We start from the raw sequence: 23,244 nt of genomic DNA, 5'->3' as shown, positions 1-23,244 counted from the left end.
TGTAGGGGCGAGGGCACGGTGCGCCCCTACACTCGCGGGTCTTTGGGGGAGGGGTCAGTTACGCAGGGTCCATTGCTGGTTGGTGCCACCGGTGCAGGACCAGAGCTGGATCTTCGTGCCGTTCGCGGTGCCGGCCCCGGCCGCGTCCAGGCACAACCCGGACTGCACGCCGGTGATCGTGCCGTTGGCATTGAGGTTCCACTGCTGGTTCGTGCCGCCGTTGCAATCCCAGATGATCGCCGTCGTGCCGTTCGACGTCCCTTGACCGTTGGCGTCCAGACACTTGTTGCCGTACACCGTCAACTGCCGGCTCGACGTGTACGTCCATCGCTGGTTCGTGCCGCCGTTGCAGTCCCACAGCTGCACCTGGGTGCCGTTGGTCGTGCTGGCGCTCGGAACGTCCACACACCGGCTGGACTGCGTACCGACGAGTGTTCCGGCCCGGCTGCCGTCGCTGCCCGGTGGCGGCGGCGTGACCAGGGCGGGTGCGGCCGAGACCACGATTGCCCGGTCGAGCGCGACCGCGCCGTCTCCCACAACACGTACGCGGAGGGTGTGCGTACCTTGTGGAAGGGTTCCGCTGGTGAAAAGTGCGACGTCGGTCCGGCGTGCCGACGCCCGGAAACTCACCGTCTGCTCCGGTCCGGAGTCGACCGATATCGCGGCTGAACCGTGAGCGGGATCCTGAATGCCGTACAGGACGACCCGGTTTCCGGTGAAGGACAGGGTCGCCGTGTTACCGGCGGTGCTGCTCCAGGTGTTGTCCTTGCTGAAGGCCTGGTTGTCCGTGCCGGTCTGCCAAGTGCCGCTGTAACTGAAGCGCTGCCGCTCGTTGACGTCGGTCGGGAAGCCGAAGGCGTAGGAGCCTCCACCTGGGACGACCGGGTCGGTGAACGCGGCGATGTTCACGTTCACATTCGCGGCGGTCAGGCCCGGCGCCGACGCGGTCAGCGTCATCGTGCCGGTTTGTCCGAGCGCGCTCTTGAGGTACACCGCGCCGGTGCCGGCCTCCAGAGTGAGTGGGCTCTCGCCGACGACTGCGCCCGGCCCGGTGAGGGCGAACGTGACGGCGGCGCTGTTCGTGGGTACGACCTGGTTGTTGCTGTCCAGGGCCTTGACCACGACCCGGGTCATGTCGGAGCCGTCGGCCTTGATCGCCGTGTCGTCGGCGGTCAACGTGAGGCGCGTGGCCGCTCCGGGGGTGTAGCGGGTGTCGGTGGCCACGATCTGACCGCCGATCCAGCAGTCCGCCCGCAGCTGTCCTGCCGCGACCGTCAGACCGGTGAACTGGAACAGCGGATGCGGGAGGTTCGTGTATGCGTTGGGGTTGATCCGCCCTCGGGAAACTCCGTTGGCGAACAGCTCCACCTGCTGGCAGTTGCCTGCCACCTGGATGGTGCTGCTGGACACGCCTGGAGTCCAGTAGCTGAGGATCGAGACGTACGGCCCGTACAGCGCCGGATCGCGCTGGGAGGCGAATGCCGCGGCGTCGAGTTTCGGGATCCGATAGATGTCCGAGACGCCGTGGTAACAGGTGTAGTTCTCGCACGACGGGGGTGTGACGAAGGTCGTGTTGTAGTCGAAGGCCGCCCAGCCCATCGCGCCGGAGATGTTCGCCTTGCCGGCCGCGGTGTTCTGCACGTTGAGGTGTACGCGCATGGTCCCCAGCAGCGCCGACTCCGAATCCCAGGAGCGGACCGGGGCAGTGTGCCCGACCGATTCGGTGATCAGCCAGGGTAGGACGGTCGGGTTGTCGGCGGTTCCCGAGAAGTCGTTGTAGGTGTAGACGTCCTCGAGGAACTCGCTGCCCTTGAAGTTGCGTACGCCGCCGGTCGGCCGCGAGGGGTCGAGCTGCCGGGCCAGATCGTTCGTACGCGTATAGAACCCGTGGTTGTCGCCGGATTCGTTGATGCGTACGCCCCACAGCACGATCGACGGGTGATGCCGATCCCGGGTCACCATCTCGCGGACGTTCTCGACCGCGATGTCCTGCCAGGCGGTGTTGCCGATGTACTGCCAGCCCGGGATCTCCTCCATGACGAGCAGACCGATCTCGTCGGCCCGATCGAGGAATTCCGGATCCTGCGGGTAGTGCGACGTACGCACGATGTTGACGCCGAGTTCGTTCTTCAGGATGTCGGCGTCCTTGACCTGCAGACGGTTCGGCGCTGCGCGCCCGATGTACGGGTACGACTCGTGCCGGTCGAGTCCGCGGAGCTTCAACGCCTGCCCGTTGAGGTAGAACTTGCCGTCGCTGCGGCTGAACTGGATCGTACGGATGCCGAGCCGGGTCTTGTGCTCGTCGACGTACGCCGACCCGTCGCGTACCTGGGTGTAGGCCGTGTACAGGTACGGATGATCCGGGTGCCAGGTGTTCGGATTGGCGATGCTGCTCGTGTTGTAGGTGAACTCGGCCGCCGACTGCCCGGCGATGGTCTGGGTCGCGGTGCCGGTCGCGACGACGTTGTTGCCGGCGTCGACGATCTGCGTGACCACGGTGATCGACTTGGCCGTGGAGCTGTCGTTGCGTACGCGGGTGCGGGCGTTGACGGTGTTGAGGGTCGGCGTGGTGAGGAACGCCCAGTCGACGTGCACCGGATCGGTGACGATCATGTTGACGTCCCGGACGATGCCGCCCCACACGTAGTAGTCGATCGCTCCGCCTTCCGGCGGAATGTCGTTGCGGGTCATGGAGTCGACCTTCACCGCGATCACGTTGTCGGCGCCGCCGATGCTCACGTACGGCGTGATGTCGTAGGTGAAGGAGGTGTACGCGCCCTTGTGCTGACCGACGAGGGTGCCGTTGACGTAGACGTCGGCGACCTTGGAGACACCCTGGAACTCGACCGCGATCCGGCGGCCGGCGTACTGGCTGGGCAGCGTGAAGTGGCGCCGGTACCAGGAGGCCGGCACCTCGAAGTCGCCCTTGGGGAAGCCCTTGTGCGGGTGGGTTCGGAAGTAGGGCAGGCTGACTGGGACGAACGTGCTCTCGTCCAGGCTCACGCCCTGGCCGGCGCCGTTGGGCATGTCCCCGGCGAACAGCCATTGGGTGTTGAAGTTCAGCACGGAACGGTTCGAGTTCTGCGGTACGTAGACGGCGGCGGCGGCCGGTCGCGGCATTGCGGCCAGTCCCACCACGACGATGCACAGCGCTGTCAGGGCAGCGGCAAGCCTTCGCATGGTGTCTCCCAATGGAGTGGATCGCGAGGAACGGGGGTGCTCAGCTCCGCAGAGCCCACTTCTGGTTGCTGCCGCCGGTGCACGACCACAGCTGGATCTTCGTGCCGTTGGCGGTGGCGTTTGCGCTGGCGTCAAGGCACTTGCCCGATTGGACGCCGGTGATCGTGCCGTCGGCGTTGACGTTCCACTGCTGATTGGTCTGCCCGTTGCAGTCCCAGATGATGACCGCGGTGCCGTCGGCGGTCCCTTGCCCGTTGGCATCGAGGCACTTGGTGCCGTAGACCGTCAGCTGCTTGCCCGAGGTGTAGGTCCAGCGCTGGTTGGTCCCGCCATGGCAGTCCCACAACGTCACCTGCGTGCCGTTGGTCGTGGAGGAACCAGGCACGTCGACGCACCGGGACGACGCGGTTCCGACGATCATCACGTTCTGCTGACTGCCGCCGCCGTCGGACTGGGCTCCGGCCGAGGTCATGACCGTCCGAGCGGCGGTCGGCCAGGCGCCGTTGGTGACCTGGACGTTACCGGAGACGGTGTTGGCGTGACCGGGGTCGGTGAGGTTGGTGCTGCCGCCGTCATACCAGTTGTTGGTCAGCGTGACGGTGCCGGTGTTGCTGTTGCAGCAGTAGTTCATGGTGGCCCAGTGGTAGCCGACGTTGGTGGAGAAGACGTTGGAGGTGGCCGTGAAATAGCGCGAGCCCTCGTCGAAGTACACCCCGAAGTAGCCGTGCAGACGCAGGCAATAGTTGTCGCGGATCACTCCGTTCGGATTCGCCGACAACGTGTAGATGCAGCCGCCGTCGTTCATCGACTGCATGATGTCGTGAATGTAGTTGCCGGTGACCTGGTAGTTCGACGCTGTGGTGGCGGTGCTGTAGCGGGGCTGGTAGTTGTACAGGCCGCGGTTGGCGTAGTCGTTGCTGCCCCCGGCGTCGTTGGCGCCCCAGCCGTAGCCGACGGTCAGCCCGGAGTAGGGCATGTTGTAGATCTCGTTGTGGGTGATGGTCGCGTTGGTGACGTAGGTGGGCAGGAACGAGGAGATGCCGCGGTAGTCCAGCCCCATGTCGTGCACGACGTTGTTGCTGAAGGTGAGGTCGCGGTTGATCATGCGTGAGTCGCTCGGGTGGTGGGCGTTGGCCTGGACCCCGCCGGCGACGACGCCACCAGCCGCGCCACCGGCGAAGGTCGATCGGGTGACCGAGATCGAAGCCGCTCCGAGACCGACCCCACTGGCATGCGCGTTGGGGTCGTTGCCGATGCCGAGGGCGGTCTGCCCCAGGTTGACGAACTGGTCCTGGCTGAAGGTGATGTTGTTGGCCGCGGACACCTGCACCGCTGCCGGCATCTGCCGCCAGGCCGGCCGGGTCGCCTCGAACTGCGTACAACCTGATGTGCAGGATCCGAAGCCCGGCCAGGCCCAGTTCCCGGCGATGTAAGAGCCGGTCTGCTGGTCGGCATACCCCTGGTTGCTGCTGGCCCCCAGCCAGCTCGTGCCGGTGAAGGTGATGCCCGAGAAGGCGAGGTGGTGGGCCGGCGCGTCGTAGGCGCCGCTCACCTGGATCAGCGAGTCCAAGGTCGGCAGCTCGACGTTTGCACTGCTCATGGTCTCGCCGGGCCGTGGGATGTAGGAGAGGGTGCCGGCGCTGGGGTCGAGGTACCACTCGCCGGCCGTGTCGAGGAACTCGTACGCGTTCTCGATGTAGAGCGGTCCGGCGCGGAACGGGCTCCAGAAGGTGTCGTAGCCGAAGTTGTTGTTGTTCCAGGCCGGTTGCTGCATCGTGATGAAGTTGCCGGTGATGTTCTGCACGGGCACGTATCGGTCGGTGAACGATCCGATGCTTTCCAGCTCGACGCGGCTCTTGTTGGCCAGGTTGTTGAGGTAGGTCAGCGCGCTGCTGCTGAAGCCGAGTCCGCTGCCGTTGGCGGTGAAGTCGGAGCGGTTGAGCGTCGTACGCGCCCGCACTGCGGCGGAGCCGTTCACATAGAGGTGGCGGCTGTCGATGCCGGCGCCGACGTTGGCGCGCCAGATGTTGCGGCCGGAGTCGGCCAACGTCCATCCGGTGACGGCACGCGCGCCGGTGATCACCGGGCGCGCTGACGGTGCGGCCTGCCATTTGACGGTGTGGCCGTTGGTTCCCGAGTCTGCCGCGCTGAACCGTAGGGGAGTGGTCAGCCGGTATACCCCGTCGGCCAGCTGGACGACGATGTCGTCGGCCATGGCGCTGTTCATCGATCTGACCGCCGCTTGCGCGGCTGTCAGCGAACACGGCTGCGCCGACGAGCAACTGCTGCCCGAGCCGGAGGGAGCCACGTAGATGGTGGTGACGGCGGCGGATGCCGGGGCGGCGCCGGCGACTGCGGCGATGATTCCAGCCGCGGTGGCCATGGAGAGGGTGAGGATTCTGGCGATGGAGCGTGCGGGTAGGGACATCTGAAGCTCCTCGATCGCATGGGCGTGCGTCAAGCGACGCGCCCGAGGAGCCGGGCAGAACCCCGGGCACGTCGATGCCCGAAAACATAAGTCGTATGACGTATGCTGTCAATTCAAAGATGTAAAAAGGTATCTTTACCGATGGAAGCGGCTAGCGCTGGATGCGCACGGGGTCGCCAGACGCCGCCCGGCGGACCAGCCACGCTTCGGTGATGTGCCGGAAGACCGCATCGGCGGCTCCGGCCGGGTCATGCGCGGCGATGCGTTCGTAGATGCGGCGATGCCCTTGATTCGACGCCACACACAGCTCGCGTGCGGTCCGGCCGGTGTAGCGGGCGGTGTTGATGACCTGGCTCTCCAGTGACCGCACGACCGCGCGGGCGATCCGGTTGCCCGACGTCTGCATGACCACGTCGTGGAACGCGCGATCGTAGTCGGCGTAGGCGACGGGGTCGTCGACGAGTTCGTCCATCTGATCCACGAGGACGCGCAGCCGCTCGACCGCGTCGGCGTCCGCTAGCTTGGCCGCCACATGGGCCATGTCCGACTCCAGGAGGCGGCGGGTCACCACGACGTCGTCAAGGATCGCCAAGGTGTCGTCGACCGCGATCGTCGCGGCCAGCACCAGCTCGTCGAGCATGTTCCAGCTGGTCTGCGCGGTGATGACGGTGCCGGCGCCCTGGCGGACCTGAACCAGCCCTTTCTCCTGCAGCATCTTGACGGCTTCACGGACGACCGTGCGGCTGACGCCGAACGCCTCGCACAGGGCGGGCTCGGGGGGCAGCGGTGAGCCCGAGGGGTGGCGGCCCTGGACGATGCGTTCCACGAGCTCGGCCGCCAGCGCGTGAGCGAGGTTGGCGGGCCGTTGCACCCAGGTCGGCGGCTGTGGTGTGCTGGCGGTCGGTCGCACTGTCCCCATGCTCTCCTCCGGTCCGGCGCTTCGAGCCGTGCCCAAAGTCGTCGGTAGTCTACTCGCTCTCGCGAGTTGACATCATACATCATACGACTTACGTTTGGGCATCCATCTATGGGGCCGCGATGGCGGTCTATCCGAGAGTGGGGAGCCATGAGTCAGCGAGCAGTGTGGCCCGCGCTGCTGACAGCGCTGTTGGTCATCGCAGGCTGCGGTAGTGCGTCGGGAACAGGTTCTTCCACCGGGCAGACGAGCGGCAAGCTCGTGGTCTGGGACTGGAAGTCCGGCGACAAGGCCGCCGCCGGTTACGTGCAACAGGCGAAGGCCGACTTCGCCAAGAAACACCCTGGCGTGACCGTGGAGTTCGTCGCGCAGCCGTTCGACCAGTACTACACCTTGCTCGGTGCGGCCGTCCAAGCCGGCAAGGGTCCGGACGTCGTCTTGTTCAACGGCGGCGGCCAGATCCGAGATCGCGCCGACTCCCTGCTGCCGCTCGACCAGTACATCGCACCGGACAAGCAGCGGCTGGCCGGCTGGGACGCCTTCCGCAAGGACGACAAGACCCTGGCGGCGCCGGTCACGCTGCAGGGACATCCGATCTACTACAACAAGGCCCTGTACGCCAAGGCCGGGCTCGACGCCGAGCATCCGGCGGCCACCTGGGACGACTTCGTCGCCGGATGCGCGGCCGTCAAGAAGGCGACCGGAGCGCGTTGTCTCAGCCTCGGCAACAAGGAGGGCTACGGCATCCAGTTCTTCCTGTCGGGGCTCGGCTCGGGGATCCTGACCACCAAGGAGTACGACGACTGGATCGCCGGTAGACGAGACTGGCAGTCGCCGAACGTGAAGCGCATCTTCCAGCTTTGGAAGCAGGCCGAGGACGCTGGTCTGAACACCAGTGGCCCGAACTCCACCGCGATGTTCAACGACTCGTTCGCGCTGTTCGAGTCCGGCAAGGCGGCCACCGTCATCGGCCTGATGTCCGACATCGGGCACTGGAAGGACTTCGGCGAATTCCTCAAGCCGGAGAACGTCGGCGTGATGCCGGCTCCGGTGGTCACCCCGGGCGCGGTACCCAGCCTCGCGTACGACGGCGGCATCGGCTACGGGGTGGCGAAGTGGACGAAGGACCCGGCGCTCGCCGCTGACCTGGTCCGCTCCCTGACCTCGACGGAGGCGCTTCGAGCCTTCTACACCGGAGCAGGGGCCATCGTGTCGGACACGACCATCGACACCTCCGCCAGCGGACCCGCCGCCGCCGAGATCGTCGCAGCCATCAAGTCCGGCAAGCCGGCGCTGCACGTGGCTCTGTCCGCCAAGACACTGGATCTCCTGGGACGGCTTTCGCAGCAGCTCCTCGCGGGCTCGATCAGCGTCGACGCCGCGGTCACGCAGCTCGCGGCAGCCGACAAGGCGAACTGAGGTCGTTCGATGACGACCTCGCCGCTGTTGGCCCGCTCGGAAAGCGGGCGGGCCAACAGCCTCCCCTCGGCGAACCGCCGGCGGCGCGTACGCCCGGAGCGGCTCGCGCCCTATGTTCTGATCGCACCGGCAGTCCTGGTCATCGTCGGCCTTCGACTGTGGCCGCTGCTGCTCGGCGTGAACTTCTCGTTCACCGGGGACGGTGAACGCGACGGGACAGCGGTCGGTCTGGACAACTACGCCGAGCTGCTGCACGATCCGGTCTTCCGGATCGCGTTGCGCAATGTCGGGCTGCTGGTGCTGTTACTGCCGATCGCGGTGGCGATTCCCGGCCTGCTCGCGACCTTCATCTATCTACGTGTGCCCGGGGCACGGCTGTTCCGGACCGTCTACTTCTTTCCCGCCGTGCTGTCGCCGGTGATCGTCGGGTCCATCTTCACGCTGCTGCTGGCGTACGACGGGCCGCTCAACGCCGCGCTGGAGGCCGTGGGACTCGGCTCGGTGGATTGGCTCGGGGACCCGGCAGTCGCCATGGTCACCGTGGCGGCGGTGCACATCTGGGCGACCTTCGGCATGGGGTTGGTGGTGTTCCTGTCCGGATTCGCCACCCTGGATCCCACGTTGATGGACGCCGCGAGAACCGATGGCGCGTCGCTGCGTCAGCTGATCTGGCACGTGATCGTGCCGGGCCTGTCGCGCACGATTCAGTTCGTCTTCGTGACCACCATGATCGGCATGCTGACCTCGATGTTCGGTCTGCTCTACGTCATGACCAGCGGTGGCCCCGGAGGCGCGACGTACCTGCCGGAGTACTACATCTGGATCCAGCAGGGCCAGATGAACCGTCCCGCGCTGGCTTCAGCCGCATCCACCGTGCTGTTCCTGGTGATGCTCGTGGTCGGCCTCGCCCAGATCGGCCTGCTTCGCAAAGCCACGAGGGAGGATTGATGCGGGCTTCGCCCAGCACCCGTTGGCTCGCAGCGGTGCCGATGGCCGCCCTTGCGCTGGCGACCGTCTATCCGCTCCTCTTCACGACCAACGTCGCCTTGAAGACCCGTCACGACTACATCCTCGACCGGTTCGCGCCGACTCGAACCGCGCACTGGAGCAACCTGTCGGAGGCTTGGGTCAACGCCGACATCTCGCAGTACTTCGTCAACTCGCTCATCGCCGTCGTCTGCGCCGTGGCTCTGCTGCTCCTGCTCGGATCGATGGCCGGGTTCGCCCTGAGTCATCTGCCGTTCCGTGGCTCGCGATGGTTCTTCCTGGGCTGCCTCGCCGCCCTGTTCATCCCGTTCCAGGTCATCATGGTTCCGCTCGCCCGGACCATGACCGGCATCGGGCTGATCGACACGTATCCGGGGCTGATCCTCGCCTACGTCGCGCAGTTCCTGCCCTTCACGATCTACCTGATGACCAGCTACTACACCGGGATACCCGCCGACATCGTGGACGCCGCCCGGATCGACGGCAGCAGCATCTACGGGGTCTACCGGCGCATCATGCTTCCGCTGGGAGCACCGGCGCTGCTGTCGGTGGGCGTACTCGACGCGTTGTTCTGCTGGAACGACGTGCTGATCGCGTTGCTGCTGATGCCGTCGTCCCAGCACCGGACGCTCATGGTCGGCATCACGTCCCTGCGCGGTCAGTACTCCGACGACATCCCCACGTTCGCCGCGGGCGTCCTCATCGCGGCGATTCCCATCCTGGTCGTCTACCTGGTGTTCCAGCGCCAGATCACCGAGGCCGTCACCGCCGGCGCCACGAAGGGCTGACATGCGCATCACTGGATACCGCACGATGTTCACGATCCAGGACTGGGGCCGCCCCGTCGGCGACGCCAACGGCGTGTTCGACAACGGCCGCACGACGGTGCCGATCATCGTCATCGACACCGATGAGGGTCTCTCGGGTGTCGGGCTCGGCCCCCACACCGCCGTCGACACGATCTTCGCCGCGATCGACGGTGAAGACCCTCGCGCGGTGACCGCGCTCTACGACCGCATGCTGCGCCAGACCTTCAAAGCCGGCCACGCCGGAACGATCTTCGGCACGATCGGGGCGATCGACACCGCACTGTGGGACATCAAGGCGAAGGCGGCCGGCGAGCCACTGTGGCGGCTCCTCGGCGGTCGCGATCGTCGTGTTCCGGCGTACGCGTCCGGCCTCGACATCGGACTGACCGACGACGACCTCGTGACGGCGTATCAGGCCTATGCCGACCGAGGCCTGCGTTCGGCGAAGCTGAAGGGCGGCCTGGACGTCGAGCGCGACCGTGACCGGCTGCTTCTGGTCCGAGAGGTCCTCGCCGGGGCGGGCGGCGGCGCCCGGCCGGGGTTGATGCTCGACGCCAACGAGTCATGGAATCGCAAGCAGGCGGTACGGCACGTCGCTGAGCTGGAAAGCCACGTCGATCTCATCTGGGTCGAGGAGCCGGTACGCCGCTGGGACGCCGACGGGCTCGCGATCGTGGGCCGTGGCATCAGGGCGGCGGTGGCCAGCGGGGAGAATCTGACCGGTCTGGAGCAATTCCGGCCACTGCTCGCGGCGTCGGCGCTGGACGTCGTCCAGACCGCCGCGGTCTGGGGGGTGACCCATTTCCTACGGGTCGCCGCCCTGGCGCACGCCCACGACCTTCCGGTCAGTCCGATCGGCACCACTCCCGTCGGACTCGTGCACGCGGCCGCGTCGGTCCCCAATCACCTCGGTAGCGAGCTGCAAGATCTTCAGCCACCGACCGGTTTGTCGATCGACATCTCCATCGAGGATGGTGCCTTCATCCTCGGCGACTCGCCCGGCCTTGGCGTGGACGTCGACGAGGGCGCGATCGCGGCGCTCGCCTTCCGGCCCGAGACAGTCGGCAGTGGGCCTCATGTGCGGCCCGCACGGGCGGGGCACCGACTCGTCGCCGACGGGCGATGACCGGAGGGACTGGTTGAGGTGTACCCGGTGATCGACAGCTTGGCCGGTGGGGTCCGTGGGTCGTCAGGCCGGCGGCGCGGTGCTGCCCCGCACCATCAATGTCGTGGCGAGTTCTACGCGAGTGCGGCTCGGCGTCTGGCCGGCGACGAGGGCGATGGCGCATTTCGCGGCGGCGGCGCCCATCTCCGCGAACGGCTGGCGCACCGTGGTCAACGGGGGCGCGCACCAGGCGGCCTGCTCCACATCGTCGAAGCCGACCACGCTGAGGTCGTCGGGGATACGCAGCCCGACGATGCGGGCCGCCTCGTAGACGCCCAGCGCCTGCAGATCGTCGCCGCAGACGACCGCAGTGGGCGGCTCGGGCAGGCGCAGCAGTTCGAGCGCGAGGTCTCGGCCCTGCTCGAAGGTGAACAGCCCGCTGCGCAAGAAGTGTTCGTCGAACGGTATGCCCGCGGCGTCCATGGCGGCCCGGAACCCGTCCAGGCGGGCCCGGGAAGACAGGTCCTTGACCGGCCCGGAGAGCACCCCGATCCGCCGGTGCCCGAGGTCGAGCAGGTGCCGCGTGGCATTGAGCGCGCCGCTCCAGTTCGTCGCACCGATGGACGGCGTGCTGTGCAGGTCGCTGGTGGGGTCGAGCGCGACCAGTGGGATGCCGCCCTCCACCAGCGTTTCGCGGTGCTGCCGAGTGACGGCCGAGGACACGGCGATCACCGCGGCGGGCCGGCGACGCAGCAGCGTGTCCACCCACAGTGGTTCGGTCTTGTTTCGCCGGAACACGTCGAGGTATCCGAAGGTCATGTCGTGAACGGCGGCGACCTCCTCGACTCCGCGCATGATCTCCATCGCGATGGAGCTCAGCATGCCGTGGAACACGACCTCGATGCGACGGGTCAGCTGGTTGGGTGTCGCCTTGCGGTAGCCGTGGTCCCGGAGAAGCACTTCCACCCGCCGGCGCGTCTCCTCACTGACGCCAGGTCGGCCGTTGAGGACTTTCGACACGGTGGGCGCCGAGACCCCGGCGAGTTCGGCGATCGCCGTCACCGGCAGGTCACCGAGGCGCCGTCGCCGGTGGGGTCCGGGGCTCTCCGACATGCAGCGAGTGTACGGAGTGCCGGCCGAACTCCACGCTGCGCGGCTCCAACGACCTCAAGGCGGACCCGATCGCGAAATTTCTGGGGACGGCAGCTTCCGCGCCGACCGCGATCCGCGCATCCGGATCGCCTTCGACCTGGGCTGATTCGGTGAACAGCCGCTTGAGGACACGGTCCTCCGGAGAAATCGAGCCAACCTTGCACTTGAATGTTTCGCGGCGGTCTGGCAGCCTCACGGTCCGGATGGGAGCGCTCCCGTCGGTAGTGACTCGCCGGACGTGCGGTTCGGGGAACACGGCGTCGGGATGGCTGGGCCGCTCACGCCACCATAAGAGTGACTTAGTCCGCATAAGACGGTGACAGGGGTTCTGAAATTTCCGGAAACCGTCAGCTAACAAACTTCACAGAAGTCCTCTCTATCGGTTAGGCCGGCGCCCCCGCCTGATCCGTATCTACCTGCCCTTTCTGCTTCGCCGTCGCGGCTCAATATGTTTCCGGAACTTTTCCGAAAACTATTGCTTGCACCGAGGAACCGATGGCAGCATTGGCGCGAATGAATCTCTCGATAGAGACGTCCAGTCGCCCCGCCAAGGGCGGCTTGGGCGCTGGCCAGTAAGGAGGCCAAGGTGGATATCAGCCAATCAGTCCATCGTGGTGAGAGCCGGCGGGACAGATCGCTCATCGTCAGAGCGCTCGCGGTCGGCGCAGCCAGTGTCGTGGCGGTGGCGGTGGCCGCGGTGATGATGCCGTCGGCGGACGCGGCCGAGAGCACGCTGGGCGCGGCGGCCGCCCAGTCGGGCCGGTATTTCGGGACGGCGATCGCGGGTGGCCGGCTCGGCGACTCGACGTATACGACGATCGCCGGGCGCGAGTTCAACATGGTGACGGCCGAGAACGAGATGAAGATCGACGCCACCGAGCCTCAGCGCGGGCAGTTCACGTTCAGCGCGGGCGACAACATCTACAACTGGGCCACCCAGCGGGGGATGAAGGTACGCGGCCACACGCTTGCCTGGCACGGGCAGCAGCCGGGCTGGATGCAGAGCCTGTCGGGTTCGACGCTGCGTCAGGCGATGATCGATCACATCAACGGTGTGATGGCGCATTACAAGGGCAAGCTCGCCGCCTGGGATGTGGTGAACGAGGCGTTCAACGAGGACGGCAGCCGGCGGCAGTCCAACTTGCAGGGCACGGGCAACGACTGGATCGAGGTGGCGTTCCGCACGGCTCGCGCGGCCGATCCGTCGGTGAAGCTGTGCTACAACGACTACAACATCGAGAACTGGTCGTACGGCAAGACGCAGGGCGTCTACCGCATGATTCAGGACTTCAAGTCCCGGGGCGTGCCGATCGACTGCGTGGGGCTGCAGACTCACTTCACCGGCGGCAGTTCGCTGCCGAGCAACTTCCAGACCACGCTGTCGAGCTTCGCGGCGCTGGGCGTCGACGTGGCGCTGACCGAGGTCGACGTCACCAACGCGTCCACGTCGCAGTACGCCGGACTCACCCAGGCCTGCATGAACGTGTCCCGCTGCATCGGCATCACGGTGTGGGGCGTACGCGACAGCGACTCCTGGCGTTCCAGTGAGAGCCCGCTGCTGTTCGACGGCGGTGGCAACAAGAAGCCGGCGTACACGTCGGTGCTCAACGCCCTCAACGCCGTCAACCCGACGACGTCGCCGACCGGCGGCACGACACCGGGTGGGACGAGCACCATCGTCGGGGTGGCATCCAACCGATGCATCGACGTGCCCAACGCGTCGCAGACCAACGGCACCCGGGTGCAGCTCTACGACTGCAACGGGCAGAACAACCAGAAGTGGACCTACACCGCCAGTAAGCAGCTGACCGTGTACGGCAACAAGTGCCTCGACGCGAACGGCGCGGCCACCGCGAATGGCACGGCGATCATCATCTGGGACTGCAACGGACAGACCAACCAGCAGTGGAACATCAACTCCAACGGCACCATCAGCGGCGTACAGTCCGGCCGGTGCCTGGATGTGTGGGGGACCGCCAACGGGCAGCAGATCCAGTTGTACGACTGCCACGGGCAGACCAACCAGCAGTGGCGTACGCAGTTCGGCAGCAGTTCGCCGTCGCCGTCCTCGTCGACGCCGACCGGCTGCACCCTCCCCTCGACGTACCGCTGGACCTCGACGGGCGCGTTGGCGAATCCGCAGAACGGCTGGGTTTCGCTCAAGGACTTCACCAACGTGGTCTACAACGGCAAGCACCTCGTCTACGGATCCGACGTCAACAGCGGCGGTTCGTACGGCTCGATGAACTTCAGCCTCTTCACCAACTGGTCCGACATGGGCTCGGCCACCCAGACCGGGATGAGCCAGGGGACCGTTGCTCCGACGCTGATCTACTTCGCCCCCAAGAACGTCTGGGTGCTGGCGTACCAGTGGGGTCCGAACTCGTTCAACTACAAGACCTCCAGCGACCCGACCAACGCCAACGGCTGGTCCTCGCCGCAGGCGCTGTCCACCGCCACCCTTCCCGACGCCCCGTACGGCGTGATCGACCAGACCCTCATCGGCGACGACCAGAACATGTACCTGTTCTTCGCCGGAGACAACGGCAAGATCTACCGGCAGAGCATGCCGATCGGGAACTTCCCGGGCAGCTTCGGTTCCACCTACACGACGGTCATGACCGACTCCACGAACAACCTGTTCGAGGCGGTCGAGGTCTACAAGGTTCAGGGTCAGAACCAGTACCTGATGATCGTCGAGGCGATCGGCTCGAACGGGCGCTACTTCCGCTCGTTCACGGCCAACAGCCTCAGCGGTTCGTGGACTCCCCAGGCCGCCAGCGAGAGCAACCCGTTCGCCGGCAAGGCCAACAGCGGCGCGACCTGGACCAACGACATCAGCCACGGTGACTTGGTCCGCACCAACCCGGATCAGACCAAGACGATCGATCCCTGCAACCTCCAGTTCCTCTACCAGGGCAAGAACCCCAGCGCGGGCGGCGACTACAACCTGCTCCCGTGGCGGCCGGGTGTGCTCACCCTGCAGCGTTAGGTGAACTGACAGCTCGGTCGGGTCCGGCGCCACGGTGCCGGACCCGACCACTGGCGGACCCTGACGTCAGTACTCCGCCGCCCCTAGGGTTCATCTCGTTCTCGGGGACGAGTGCTCGGCCCGGGGAGCCGCATAGCGTTGCCAGGTGATCTCCGTCAGTCCCGTGATCGGAACCCCGCAAGCGCCTACGCGGCCCGCCGCCGGTGTCATCGTGACCTCTTGGCTGGTCGCGCTGTGCTGTCTCGCCTTCGCAACCGTCAACGTGGTGTTCGAAGCGACCGGCCACTTCGCCGACGGACCCTACGCCGAATACTCCTCCGCGATCAGCGCGATGAACTGGCTGGTCGTCGGGCTCAAGGTCGCCGGAGCCGCCGTGGCGTTGTCGTCCGTCGTGCGCCGCCGGTCTTCGCCCGTAATTCTCGGGCTTCTGGTGTGGGGAGCCTTCGCGTTGCTCGGCGTCTACGCGCTCGGCAGCGTCGTCCAGGCGATCGGCATGGTCTCGGGCCTGGCGGGCTCCGCCGATCAGATCACCGTGGCCAGTATCGGCTATGTGTTGTTCTTCGTGCTGCTCGCCGCCGGGTATGGCATCCTCGCCATCTCCTACTCACGTCGCACCCAGCTTCGGAAAGGTGTCGCGGTCCTCGGCGTACTCGGGGCTCCGGTCGTGCTGGGCTTCATTCTGGTGGCCATGCCGATGCTGCTGACAGCTCTCGGCATGATGCCGTCGGCTTGACCGAACGCACGGTCCAGCGGTGCGGCCGGTCAGGCCGGTTCGTCTCCTGCGACCGAAGCCGCCTGCGCAGCCAGGCGGGGCAGGAAGAACGCCCAGCCGTCTTCGTGGCTCTTGCGTTCTTCGAGGTCCTCCGCCGAGTCGGAGTACGGGCCGTGGGTGATCCGTAGACGGCTGCCGTCCTCGACTTCCTCCGGGGTGACCGCCACCTGGTAGGTGGGGCCGGTGCCGTCCCACTGCCAGGTGAATACCAGGCGTATCGCCGGGTCGTAGTCGACGACGCGCCCGGTCAGCGCGCTGCCGAGCTGACTGAAGTCCACCTGGTAGCGGCCGCCGGGATGGGGCTCGAACGTCAACTGCCCGCGCCACCAGCCGCTGACCGCCGTCGCGTCGGTGAACGTGCGAAGCGCTTCGGCGGGCGTCACGCCGGGCAGCTCGACCGCTGTGTGCAGGTAATCCATGAATCGAGACGGTAGACCGGCACACCGACACTTCCGCTGTCCGGGTGGCGGTTCCGACCATTATGAGCGTACGCTCATGAGCAAGTGTTCATGAGCGTACGCTCATAATGAAGGAGACCAACGATGACCGATATCTCGGTCCGTGGACTGACCAAACGCTTCGGCCCGGTCACCGCCGTCGACGGCCTGACCTTCGACGTCCCGGCCGGGCAGATCACGGGGTTCCTCGGGCCAAACGGCGCGGGGAAGACCACCACGCTGCGGATGGCGCTCGGCTTGATCGCCCCGTCGGCCGGTGAGGCGCTGATCGGCGGCCGCCGGTACGCCGACCTGCCGCATCCGCGCCGATCCGTCGGCGCCCTCCTTGAGGCGACCGGATTCCACCCGGGCCGCTCGGGCCGCGATCACCTGCGCGTCCTGGCACGGGCAGCCGATGCGGACAGCGAGCGGGTGGAGGCAGTCCTGGATCTGGTCGAGCTGAGGTCGGCCGCCGACCGCCGCGTCGGCGGCTACTCGCTGGGCATGCGGCAGCGCCTCGGGCTGGCCGCGGCGCTGCTGGGCGATCCCGGGGTGCTCGTCCTCGACGAGCCGGCCAACGGGCTCGACCCGGCGGGGATGGCGTGGCTACGCCGGCTGCTGCGGGAGCTGGCGGCGGAGGGTCGCACGGTGCTCGTCTCGAGTCACGTCCTCAGCGAGGTCGCGCAGACCGTCGACCAAGTCGTGATCATCAACGAAGGCGTGCTCCGTTACGCCGGAACCCTCGACGGGCTCGGGTCGGACTCGCTCGAAACCGCCTTCCTCGAACTGACCAGCCGATAGGAGACGCCGATGCGTACCGAGATTCTGAAGCTGCGCACCACGCGTACCCCTCTGGTGCTGCTCGCGGCCGCGCAGCTGATCATCCTGGCCGGGGTGAGCGGCCTGTTCGTGAGCGGAACCGCGGACCTGGCCGATCCGCTCACGGCCCGGCGGGCCATCGCGCACGCCGGCCTCGTGTCGATCTTCTCGCTGATCCTCGGCATCCTCGCGGTGGCCGGCGAGTACCGGCACAAGACGATCACGGACACCTATTTGAGTACGCCTCGTCGCGGCCGCGTGGTCGCCGCGAAACTAGGCGTGTACGCGGTCGTGGGGGGACTGTTCGGCGTGATCAGCTCGGTCACGGCGGTGGCCGCGACCGCGATCTGGCTGACGGCCAAGGACGGGTCGCTCGACCTGACCTCGACCGGAGTGTGGAGCACCCTTGTCGGCTGCGTCGCATGGAACGCGTGCTTCGCCGCCGTCGGCGTGGGCATCGGCGCCTTGATCCGCAATGTCATCGCGGCGGTCGCGGCCGCCCTGGCCTGGCTCGCCCTGATCGAGGGTATCGTCGGCCAGCTGGTCGGCGACCTGGGTCGATGGCTGCCGTTCCGCAGCGGGCAGGCCTTGGAGGGTGTGCCGTTCCCCGGCGTCGACCTGCTCCCGCAGTGGGGTGCGGCTGTCGTGCTCGCCACGTACGCGGCGATCTTCGCCCTGGTCGCGGTCTCGACTACCGTTAGGCGCGATGTCTCCTAGACGCGCCAAGGCAACGCAGGGCCGGGTCGGCGACGACCCGGCCACCGCCCTGCGTGGACACCTGATCGACACCGCGGAACGACTCCTGGCCGAGCACCAGGTCGGGCAGATCACGACCCGGCAGATCGCCCGGGCCGCCGGGGTCTCCGACGGTGTGCTCTACAACTACTTCGCCGACAAGAACGACCTGCTCGTCGCAGCCTTGCTGCGCCGGTACGGTCAGCTTCTCGGGCGGTACGACGCCCGGCTGCCCGAGGCGGGCACGGCGACGGTCGAAGCGAACCTGGTCGCGTACGCCGAAGCCGCCCTGGAGCTGGTCGCGCAGGCGCTGCCCATCGCCGCGGGTCTGATGACCGAGCCGCATCTGCTGCACCGGTTCGTCGCCGACATCCACCGGGAACCGTTCGGACCGCAGCGCCTGCGGGAGCCGCTTGCTGCCTATCTGGCTGCCGAGCAGCGTCTCGGGCGGCTGGCCGACGTCCCGCTGGAGGCGGCGATCACGTTGATCCTCGGCCCGGTCATCATGCTCGGCTTCACCGAGTTGGTCGGCGGCCAGCCCCGCGAAGTGGTGTCGACCCAACTGCCCGCGATCGTGCGTACCCTGTTGACGGGCCTCAACCCGTCGTAAGCCGGGTCCGCGTATTCGGGTCGGCCGCTCGATATCTGCCGGACCGGGAGCGGGAACCGCCGACGGCTGGGATGCTGGACCGAAGGGCCGCCGTCGGGCGGCGACGTCCGCCGGAGGAGGAAGCAGCGCATGGGCACGGTCTACACCGGGATGACGATGTCGATCGACGGATACACGGCCGGTCACAACCAGTCCGAGGAGCGCCCCTTCGGCGACGACGGCGGTGACGGCTGGGGCGACAAGCTGCACGCCTGGTACGCCGAAACGCCGGAGGAGAACAAGGCCGAGATCGAAGAGCTCATCTCCGCCAAGGCGTTCATCATGGGGCGCAACATGTTCGGCCCGGTCCGCGGCGAGTGGGACCGGCCGTGGAACGGCTGGTGGGGCGACGATCCGCCGTATCACGCTCCGGTCTTCGTGCTCACCCATCATGCCCGCGACCCGCAGCCGATGGATGGCGGTACCACGTTCCACTTCGTCACCGACGGTATCGAATCGGCGCTGGACCAGGCCCGTGTCGCCGCCGGCGACGGCGACATCGCCATCATCGGCGGCGCGACCACGGTCAACCAGTACCTGGCGGCTGGACTGATCGACGAACTCCGGCTGCACATCTCACCGCTCACGCTCGGCGCGGGTACGCGGCTGTTCGACGGCGTACCCGGGCTGAAGCTCGAGCAGGTGAAGTCCCGATCGGCCGGCCTGGTCACGCACGTGACCTACCGCGTGCTGTCGCGGCCTGGCCCAGCCTGACGGCGGCAGCCGGTTCGAACTTGCGTCAAAGGAAGTTCTTACGGTCTGCGGAAATCGTGTCCGTGAATCTCCTGTCTGGACGACAGCGCGCTTACGGTCGAAGCCGTGAAGGCTTCGAGACTGTTCCTTTCCTTGGTTCTGGCCGCTCAACTCGGCACGCTCAGCGTCGCCACGCCGGCCCTGGCCGGCCGTACGCAGTGCCAGCAGCGGCTCACATCGCTGACGTTGTCCGCCAGTGCGGTGCCGTCTGGTGGCAGCGCGGTGGGCCAAGTCGGCCTGGCGTGCAAGGCTGCTCGTTCCGGTGTGACGGTGACGTTGTCGGCGGGCGATCCGGCTGTCCGGGTGCCCGCTTCCGTCACGGTGCCTTCCGGCTACCGGACTGCGTCGTTCACCCTGACGGCCGCCCAGGTCACAGCAGACGTCGTCGTCACGATCACGGCGGCCTACGGCGCTGACACGGTCAGTGCGTCGGTGACCGTTGTGGCCGGGTCGCCGCCGACCGGCCAAGCGCGCACGCTGACGGTCAATCCGGCTTCGGTGACCGCTGGGAGTCCGGCGACGGCGACGGTGTCGCTGTCGAGCGTTGCCCCGGCCGGCGGCGCCGTCGTGAACATCGTGAGCGACAACCCGATCGCGGTTGTGCCGGCCACCGTCACTGTGCCTGCCGGTGCCACGACGGCGACGTTCAGCATCACGACGGTCGCCGACTCGGCCCAGGCGTACACGCAGACCGTCGGCCTCCGGGCCGGGTACGGCGGCGGCCAGGCGTCGGCGGTGCTGTTCGTCTTCCCGCCCGCGCCGCCGACGGGAATGGCGGTTCGCGCCGTCAGTCTGAGCGCCGCAACCGTGGTCGGCGGCGGAGACCCGGTCACCGCCCTGGTGACGCTGACCTCGCCCGCCCCGGCCGACACCCGGATCTATTTCTACGGCTCGGCCTACAGCCCGGTTCGCATGTCGGCGCAGACGGTGCTCATCGCCGCCGGCCAGCAATCGGGATCGATTCAGCTGTTCCCCGGTTCAGTGGAGACCGACTACACCTACACGCTGACGGCGGAGGTGCAGGGCACCGCTCCCGCCGCGGCGTCGCTTCTGATCACTCCGTAGACGTCCATTGTGGTCATACGCGTCACGGTTGCGTCGGCGGGAAATCCGAACGTACGGTGCATTGCCCCGGACTCTCTGTTAGTTCGGGGCACTTCTATTTTTAGATGCTATGTCGTGACCTTCCCGTCATGTGATCGTCGTCTGTGGACCAAAGACTCGTCTCCGTCATGGCGACCAACTAGTCACGAGGGAGTACGAAGCCATGCGAAATCCCCTCAAACGCCTGCTGTTCGCGGTCATCGCGGTCACGCTGGCAGCCACCGGATCCGTCGTCGCCGCCTCGCCCGCGCAAGCGGCTCCGATCGGCGACCACGTCCTGTACTGGAACAACGTGCTGCTCCGGGCGTACCGGACCGCCGGAGGCGCGCCCGGACCGCTGGCCCGCGCCGGGGCGATGATGCACCTGGCGATGTTCGAGTCGGTGAACACCATCAACTGCTACAAGACCGGCAGCTACGACGTGTTCAACTGCCTGGCGATCGACTACACCGGCAGCAACACCATCACGACCTGGAACAACCCGGACGTCGAGACCGCGATCGACTACGCGGCCTACACCGTGTTGTCGAGCGTGTACCCGGGCCAGAGCTTCTCGGCCGACCTCACCGGGGCCCAGGACGGCATCCCCGTCGACGCCTCGCAGCAGCAGGGCCAGAGCGTCGGTGTCAAGGCCGGGCAGAACATGCTCAGCTACCGGAACAACGACAACTCGACCGACGCCACGCCCTATACGCCGAGCACGGCGCCGGGCTTCTGGCGCCCGACCGGGTCGGGTGACGCGGCCACTCCCAACTGGGGCAAGGTCACCCCGTTCTCCCGGTTCACCGACACCTACCGCACCAGCCAGCTGCGGCCGCAGCTGCCCGGCGGCTACAGCACCATGCCGGCGCTGCTGGCCAGCTCGGCGTACGCGTCACAGGTGAACGAGGTCAAGAGCCTGGGCCGGTCGACCGGATCGACGCGGACCGCCACCCAGACGCAGATCGGCTGGTTCTGGGCCAACGACCTGGACGGCACCTACAAGCCGCCGGGCCAGCTGTTCACCTTCACCCGCATCGTGTCCGCCCAGCGGGGACTGGACCAGCTGGCCAACCTCAAACTGTTCGCGCTCGTCGGTGCCGCGATGGCCGATGCCGGAGTGCTGGCCTGGGACGTGAAGTACCAGACCGCCATCGACCTCTGGCGCCCTGAGTCGGCCATCCAGCTGGCCGACACCGACGGCAACAGCGCCACGACCGCCGACACCGCGTGGCGGCCGCTGTCAGCCGATCGCAACGGGGTGAACTTCAGCCCGCCGTTCCCGGCGTACATCTCCGGCCACGCGACCTTCGGCGGGGCGTGGGCCAAGGCGATGTCGCGCTACTTCGGCACGGACGCCATCACGTTCACCGGCACGACCGAGGATCCGCATGCCGTGGGCGTCACCCGGACGTTCACCAGCTTCAGCGCTGCGGCGACCGAGAATGCGCGCAGCCGCGTGTATCTCGGCGTCCACTACCAGTGGGACGGCGACTACGGCGTGCAGACCGGTACCAAGGTCGGCGACTACGTGTCGAGCAAGTTGCTGCAGCAGGTCGCCAACGGCGGCACCTACAGTACGTTCCAATCCTGCGACGACAGCGGCGCCGAGGAGACGTACCACTATCTCAACTACAGCGCCTTCGACTGCCGCCAGGACTCGCCGACGCAGTGGACGCTGGTCCTGTACCCGTGGTCATGATGCTCGCGTGAGGTCGACGGCTGCCGGCCCAGCTTGCCTGGGCCGGCAGCCCATGCTCAAGCGCAGACGGATCAGTGCTGCGCGGCGGATCAGTGTTTCAAGCGCGGCGACGGGCGGCCGCCCGGCACTTGGGGCACCACGCCGCCCAGAACCACAACACCGCGGGCTTGCCGGCAAGCTGTGCGCCGCTGGTCCCGCGACTGAGGCGGTGGCGTCCCGTTCGCCGTACGCTGACGGCGGAGGTCCGCGATGACGATCCGGGTGGTGCTCGAACGAGGTCCCAAGGCGAAGATGTTCGTCGCGTACGCGGTCGACTGGCCGGGGTGGAGCCGCGGCGCGAAGACGGCCGACGGCGCGCTCGACACATTCGCGGCGTACCAGGACCGGTATCGGCCCGTGGCTGTCGACGCAGGGCGGGGACGCGAGTTCGACGACGCGGAAGCCGTCGAGGTCGTCGAGGAGCGAGTCGGCGCAGGCTCCACCGACTTCTGGGGCATCTCGTTCTCCGCCGGCGCGCTGGAGCAGGATCCGATGGATTCCGCCGACCTCGAACGCAAACTCAGCCTCCTGACGAGCTGCTGGGCGTACTTCGACGACGTGGCGGCACGCGTCTCGCCGGTGATGCGCAAGGGTCCTCGCGGTGGCGGGCGGGACCGGGACGAGATCATCGCGCACACGCTGCGCGTCGAGAGCGAGGATTTCGCCAAGCGGATCGGTGTTCCGGTGCCGGTGGGCGGCGTGGTGGAGCCCGCGGCGCGGGCCGCGCACCGCGCCGCCTTCGTGGCGGCGATGCGGGCCTACCAGCGTGGTGAGCAGGTGCGTCCCATGCGGTCGTGGACGCTGCCGTTCCTGGTGCGGCACACGGCTTTCCACACGATGGATCACGCGTGGGAGATGGAGGACAAGGGAAGCCAGTGAACCGCGGTTACCTAGGGACGGTCCGGTGAATGCCGACAGTTGGGCGAACTCAGCCGCGCAGCGACTCGAGTCCTTCGGCGACCAGCAGTGGCGTGAACTCCGTGACCGTGTGCTCAGCGACGCCGCGCACGAGGTACGGGTCGGTCGCCAGAAGCTGATCCAGCTGGGCGCGAGGCATGTCCGCGACCAGGTACACGCCGCCGGTCAACGGCACCTGACGCCCCGCCATCAGGAGGATCTTGGCCGCGATCGCCTCGGTGAGCCAGGCGCCGTGCGCGGGCCGCAGCGGGTCGATGTCGGGTAGTGGTGCGGTGTAAGTGACCTGGACGACATACATGATCACATCTTCCACCGGTTGCCGATGAAATGATCCACCGCATCGCGGACA

Annotated in this window: 19 protein-coding genes; 13 read left to right on the top strand and 6 right to left on the bottom strand. The window is 67.2% G+C overall.

The genetic code is table 11. The annotated features are described in order from the left end of the window. Window positions 1–54 precede the first annotated feature (54 nt). From AB0H43_RS36955 to AB0H43_RS36945, 3 genes are all read right to left on the bottom strand, one after another. Window positions 55–3,180 (bottom strand): ricin-type beta-trefoil lectin domain protein, encoded by a 3,126-nt coding sequence (locus AB0H43_RS36955; protein WP_360007726.1) that lies wholly within the window; start codon window positions 3,178–3,180, stop codon window positions 55–57. Window positions 3,181–3,220: 40 nt separating this feature from the next. Beyond that, complete coding sequence (locus AB0H43_RS36950) at window positions 3,221–5,608, bottom strand: RICIN domain-containing protein (protein ID WP_360007723.1); 2,388 nt, start codon at window positions 5,606–5,608, stop codon at window positions 3,221–3,223. A 151-nt stretch (window positions 5,609–5,759) separates the two neighbouring features. Beyond that, window positions 5,760–6,527: a FadR/GntR family transcriptional regulator gene (locus AB0H43_RS36945; protein ID WP_360007720.1), complete on the bottom strand. Its 768-nt coding sequence runs from the start codon at window positions 6,525–6,527 to the stop codon at window positions 5,760–5,762. 147 nt (window positions 6,528–6,674) lie between these two features. Between AB0H43_RS36945 and AB0H43_RS36940 the strand changes: the two genes are divergently transcribed. The 4 genes from AB0H43_RS36940 to AB0H43_RS36925 are packed head-to-tail and all read left to right on the top strand — an operon-like array spanning window position 6,675 to window position 10,865. Beyond that, window positions 6,675–7,943, top strand: a complete 1,269-nt coding sequence (locus tag AB0H43_RS36940; RefSeq protein ID WP_360007718.1) for an extracellular solute-binding protein — start codon at window positions 6,675–6,677, stop codon at window positions 7,941–7,943. 9 nt (window positions 7,944–7,952) lie between these two features. After that, window positions 7,953–8,891 carry a sugar ABC transporter permease gene (locus AB0H43_RS36935; protein ID WP_360007716.1) on the top strand — a complete coding sequence of 313 codons (939 nt, stop codon included), beginning with the start codon at window positions 7,953–7,955 and terminating at the stop codon, window positions 8,889–8,891. Further along, window positions 8,891–9,718, top strand: coding sequence for a carbohydrate ABC transporter permease (locus tag AB0H43_RS36930; RefSeq protein ID WP_360007713.1), 828 nt, complete (start codon window positions 8,891–8,893; stop codon window positions 9,716–9,718). The genes AB0H43_RS36935 and AB0H43_RS36930 overlap by 1 nt, the downstream gene beginning before the upstream one ends. A gap of 1 nt (window position 9,719) precedes the next feature. Further along, window positions 9,720–10,865 (top strand): mandelate racemase/muconate lactonizing enzyme family protein, encoded by a 1,146-nt coding sequence (locus tag AB0H43_RS36925; protein WP_360007711.1) that lies wholly within the window; start codon window positions 9,720–9,722, stop codon window positions 10,863–10,865. Window positions 10,866–10,928: 63 nt separating this feature from the next. On the opposite strand, the gene AB0H43_RS36920 is transcribed toward AB0H43_RS36925, so the two are convergent. Then, window positions 10,929–11,957 carry a LacI family DNA-binding transcriptional regulator gene (locus AB0H43_RS36920; protein ID WP_360007708.1) on the bottom strand — a complete coding sequence of 343 codons (1,029 nt, stop codon included), beginning with the start codon at window positions 11,955–11,957 and terminating at the stop codon, window positions 10,929–10,931. 721 nt (window positions 11,958–12,678) lie between these two features. On the opposite strand from AB0H43_RS36920, the gene AB0H43_RS36915 reads away from it, so the two are divergent. Then, window positions 12,679–14,988, top strand: coding sequence for a non-reducing end alpha-L-arabinofuranosidase family hydrolase (locus tag AB0H43_RS36915; protein WP_360007705.1), 2,310 nt, complete (start codon window positions 12,679–12,681; stop codon window positions 14,986–14,988). A gap of 211 nt (window positions 14,989–15,199) precedes the next feature. Beyond that, window positions 15,200–15,721, top strand: a complete 522-nt coding sequence (locus tag AB0H43_RS36910; RefSeq protein WP_360007702.1) for a hypothetical protein — start codon at window positions 15,200–15,202, stop codon at window positions 15,719–15,721. A gap of 29 nt (window positions 15,722–15,750) precedes the next feature. Here AB0H43_RS36910 and AB0H43_RS36905 read toward each other — a convergent pair whose 3' ends face one another. Continuing rightward, window positions 15,751–16,179: an SRPBCC domain-containing protein gene (locus tag AB0H43_RS36905; RefSeq protein WP_360007700.1), complete on the bottom strand. Its 429-nt coding sequence runs from the start codon at window positions 16,177–16,179 to the stop codon at window positions 15,751–15,753. A gap of 123 nt (window positions 16,180–16,302) precedes the next feature. On the opposite strand from AB0H43_RS36905, the gene AB0H43_RS36900 reads away from it, so the two are divergent. The 7 genes from AB0H43_RS36900 to AB0H43_RS36870 all read left to right on the top strand — a co-directional run bounded on the left by AB0H43_RS36900 (window position 16,303) and on the right by AB0H43_RS36870 (window position 22,856). Then, the gene (locus AB0H43_RS36900; protein WP_360007697.1) at window positions 16,303–16,998 is read left to right on the top strand and encodes an ABC transporter ATP-binding protein; all 696 of its coding nucleotides are present in this window, start codon (window positions 16,303–16,305) and stop codon (window positions 16,996–16,998) included. 9 nt (window positions 16,999–17,007) lie between these two features. Then, window positions 17,008–17,733: a hypothetical protein gene (locus tag AB0H43_RS36895; protein WP_360007694.1), complete on the top strand. Its 726-nt coding sequence runs from the start codon at window positions 17,008–17,010 to the stop codon at window positions 17,731–17,733. Beyond that, window positions 17,723–18,361, top strand: a complete 639-nt coding sequence (locus AB0H43_RS36890) for a TetR/AcrR family transcriptional regulator (RefSeq protein WP_360007692.1) — start codon at window positions 17,723–17,725, stop codon at window positions 18,359–18,361. Before AB0H43_RS36895 ends, AB0H43_RS36890 begins: the two co-directional genes overlap by 11 nt. 129 nt (window positions 18,362–18,490) lie before the next feature. Then, window positions 18,491–19,114, top strand: coding sequence for a dihydrofolate reductase family protein (locus AB0H43_RS36885; protein ID WP_360007689.1), 624 nt, complete (start codon window positions 18,491–18,493; stop codon window positions 19,112–19,114). 105 nt (window positions 19,115–19,219) lie between these two features. Beyond that, on the top strand, window positions 19,220–20,218 hold the full coding sequence (locus AB0H43_RS36880; protein WP_360007686.1) for a hypothetical protein: 999 nt from the start codon (window positions 19,220–19,222) through the stop codon (window positions 20,216–20,218). Window positions 20,219–20,420: 202 nt separating this feature from the next. After that, on the top strand, window positions 20,421–21,938 hold the full coding sequence (locus AB0H43_RS36875) for a phosphatase PAP2 family protein (RefSeq protein ID WP_360007683.1): 1,518 nt from the start codon (window positions 20,421–20,423) through the stop codon (window positions 21,936–21,938). Between the two features lie 249 nt (window positions 21,939–22,187). Further along, the gene (locus AB0H43_RS36870; protein ID WP_360007680.1) at window positions 22,188–22,856 is read left to right on the top strand and encodes a hypothetical protein; all 669 of its coding nucleotides are present in this window, start codon (window positions 22,188–22,190) and stop codon (window positions 22,854–22,856) included. Between the two features lie 49 nt (window positions 22,857–22,905). On the opposite strand, the gene AB0H43_RS36865 is transcribed toward AB0H43_RS36870, so the two are convergent. Continuing rightward, complete coding sequence (locus AB0H43_RS36865) at window positions 22,906–23,193, bottom strand: YciI family protein (protein WP_360007678.1); 288 nt, start codon at window positions 23,191–23,193, stop codon at window positions 22,906–22,908. Between the last annotated feature and the right edge of the window lie 51 nt (window positions 23,194–23,244).

It is taken from the genome of Hamadaea sp. NPDC050747, assembly GCF_040654195.1.
Classification (GTDB): domain Bacteria; phylum Actinomycetota; class Actinomycetes; order Mycobacteriales; family Micromonosporaceae; genus Hamadaea.
Note: the sequence above shows the minus strand (reverse complement) of the source record. Positions and strands in the feature narration are given on the sequence as shown.

Bases quoted from the DNA above. Each gene is read 5' to 3' on its own strand.
- AB0H43_RS36925 (WP_360007711.1), top strand. From the start codon at position 9,720: ATGCGCATCACTGGATACCGCACGATGTTCACGATCCAGGACTGGGGC.
- AB0H43_RS36875 (WP_360007683.1), top strand. From the start codon at position 20,421: ATGCGAAATCCCCTCAAACGCCTGCTGTTCGCGGTCATCGCGGTCACG.
- AB0H43_RS36890 (WP_360007692.1), top strand. From the start codon at position 17,723: ATGTCTCCTAGACGCGCCAAGGCAACGCAGGGCCGGGTCGGCGACGAC.
- AB0H43_RS36900 (WP_360007697.1), top strand. From the start codon at position 16,303: ATGACCGATATCTCGGTCCGTGGACTGACCAAACGCTTCGGCCCGGTC.
- AB0H43_RS36865 (WP_360007678.1), bottom strand. From the start codon at position 23,193: ATGTATGTCGTCCAGGTCACTTACACCGCACCACTACCCGACATCGAC.
- AB0H43_RS36950 (WP_360007723.1), bottom strand. From the start codon at position 5,608: ATGTCCCTACCCGCACGCTCCATCGCCAGAATCCTCACCCTCTCCATG.
- AB0H43_RS36895 (WP_360007694.1), top strand. From the start codon at position 17,008: ATGCGTACCGAGATTCTGAAGCTGCGCACCACGCGTACCCCTCTGGTG.
- AB0H43_RS36930 (WP_360007713.1), top strand. From the start codon at position 8,891: ATGCGGGCTTCGCCCAGCACCCGTTGGCTCGCAGCGGTGCCGATGGCC.
- AB0H43_RS36955 (WP_360007726.1), bottom strand. From the start codon at position 3,180: ATGCGAAGGCTTGCCGCTGCCCTGACAGCGCTGTGCATCGTCGTGGTG.
- AB0H43_RS36935 (WP_360007716.1), top strand. From the start codon at position 7,953: ATGACGACCTCGCCGCTGTTGGCCCGCTCGGAAAGCGGGCGGGCCAAC.
- AB0H43_RS36885 (WP_360007689.1), top strand. From the start codon at position 18,491: ATGGGCACGGTCTACACCGGGATGACGATGTCGATCGACGGATACACG.
- AB0H43_RS36940 (WP_360007718.1), top strand. From the start codon at position 6,675: ATGAGTCAGCGAGCAGTGTGGCCCGCGCTGCTGACAGCGCTGTTGGTC.
- AB0H43_RS36870 (WP_360007680.1), top strand. From the start codon at position 22,188: ATGACGATCCGGGTGGTGCTCGAACGAGGTCCCAAGGCGAAGATGTTC.
- AB0H43_RS36920 (WP_360007708.1), bottom strand. From the start codon at position 11,957: ATGTCGGAGAGCCCCGGACCCCACCGGCGACGGCGCCTCGGTGACCTG.
- AB0H43_RS36905 (WP_360007700.1), bottom strand. From the start codon at position 16,179: ATGGATTACCTGCACACAGCGGTCGAGCTGCCCGGCGTGACGCCCGCC.
- AB0H43_RS36945 (WP_360007720.1), bottom strand. From the start codon at position 6,527: ATGGGGACAGTGCGACCGACCGCCAGCACACCACAGCCGCCGACCTGG.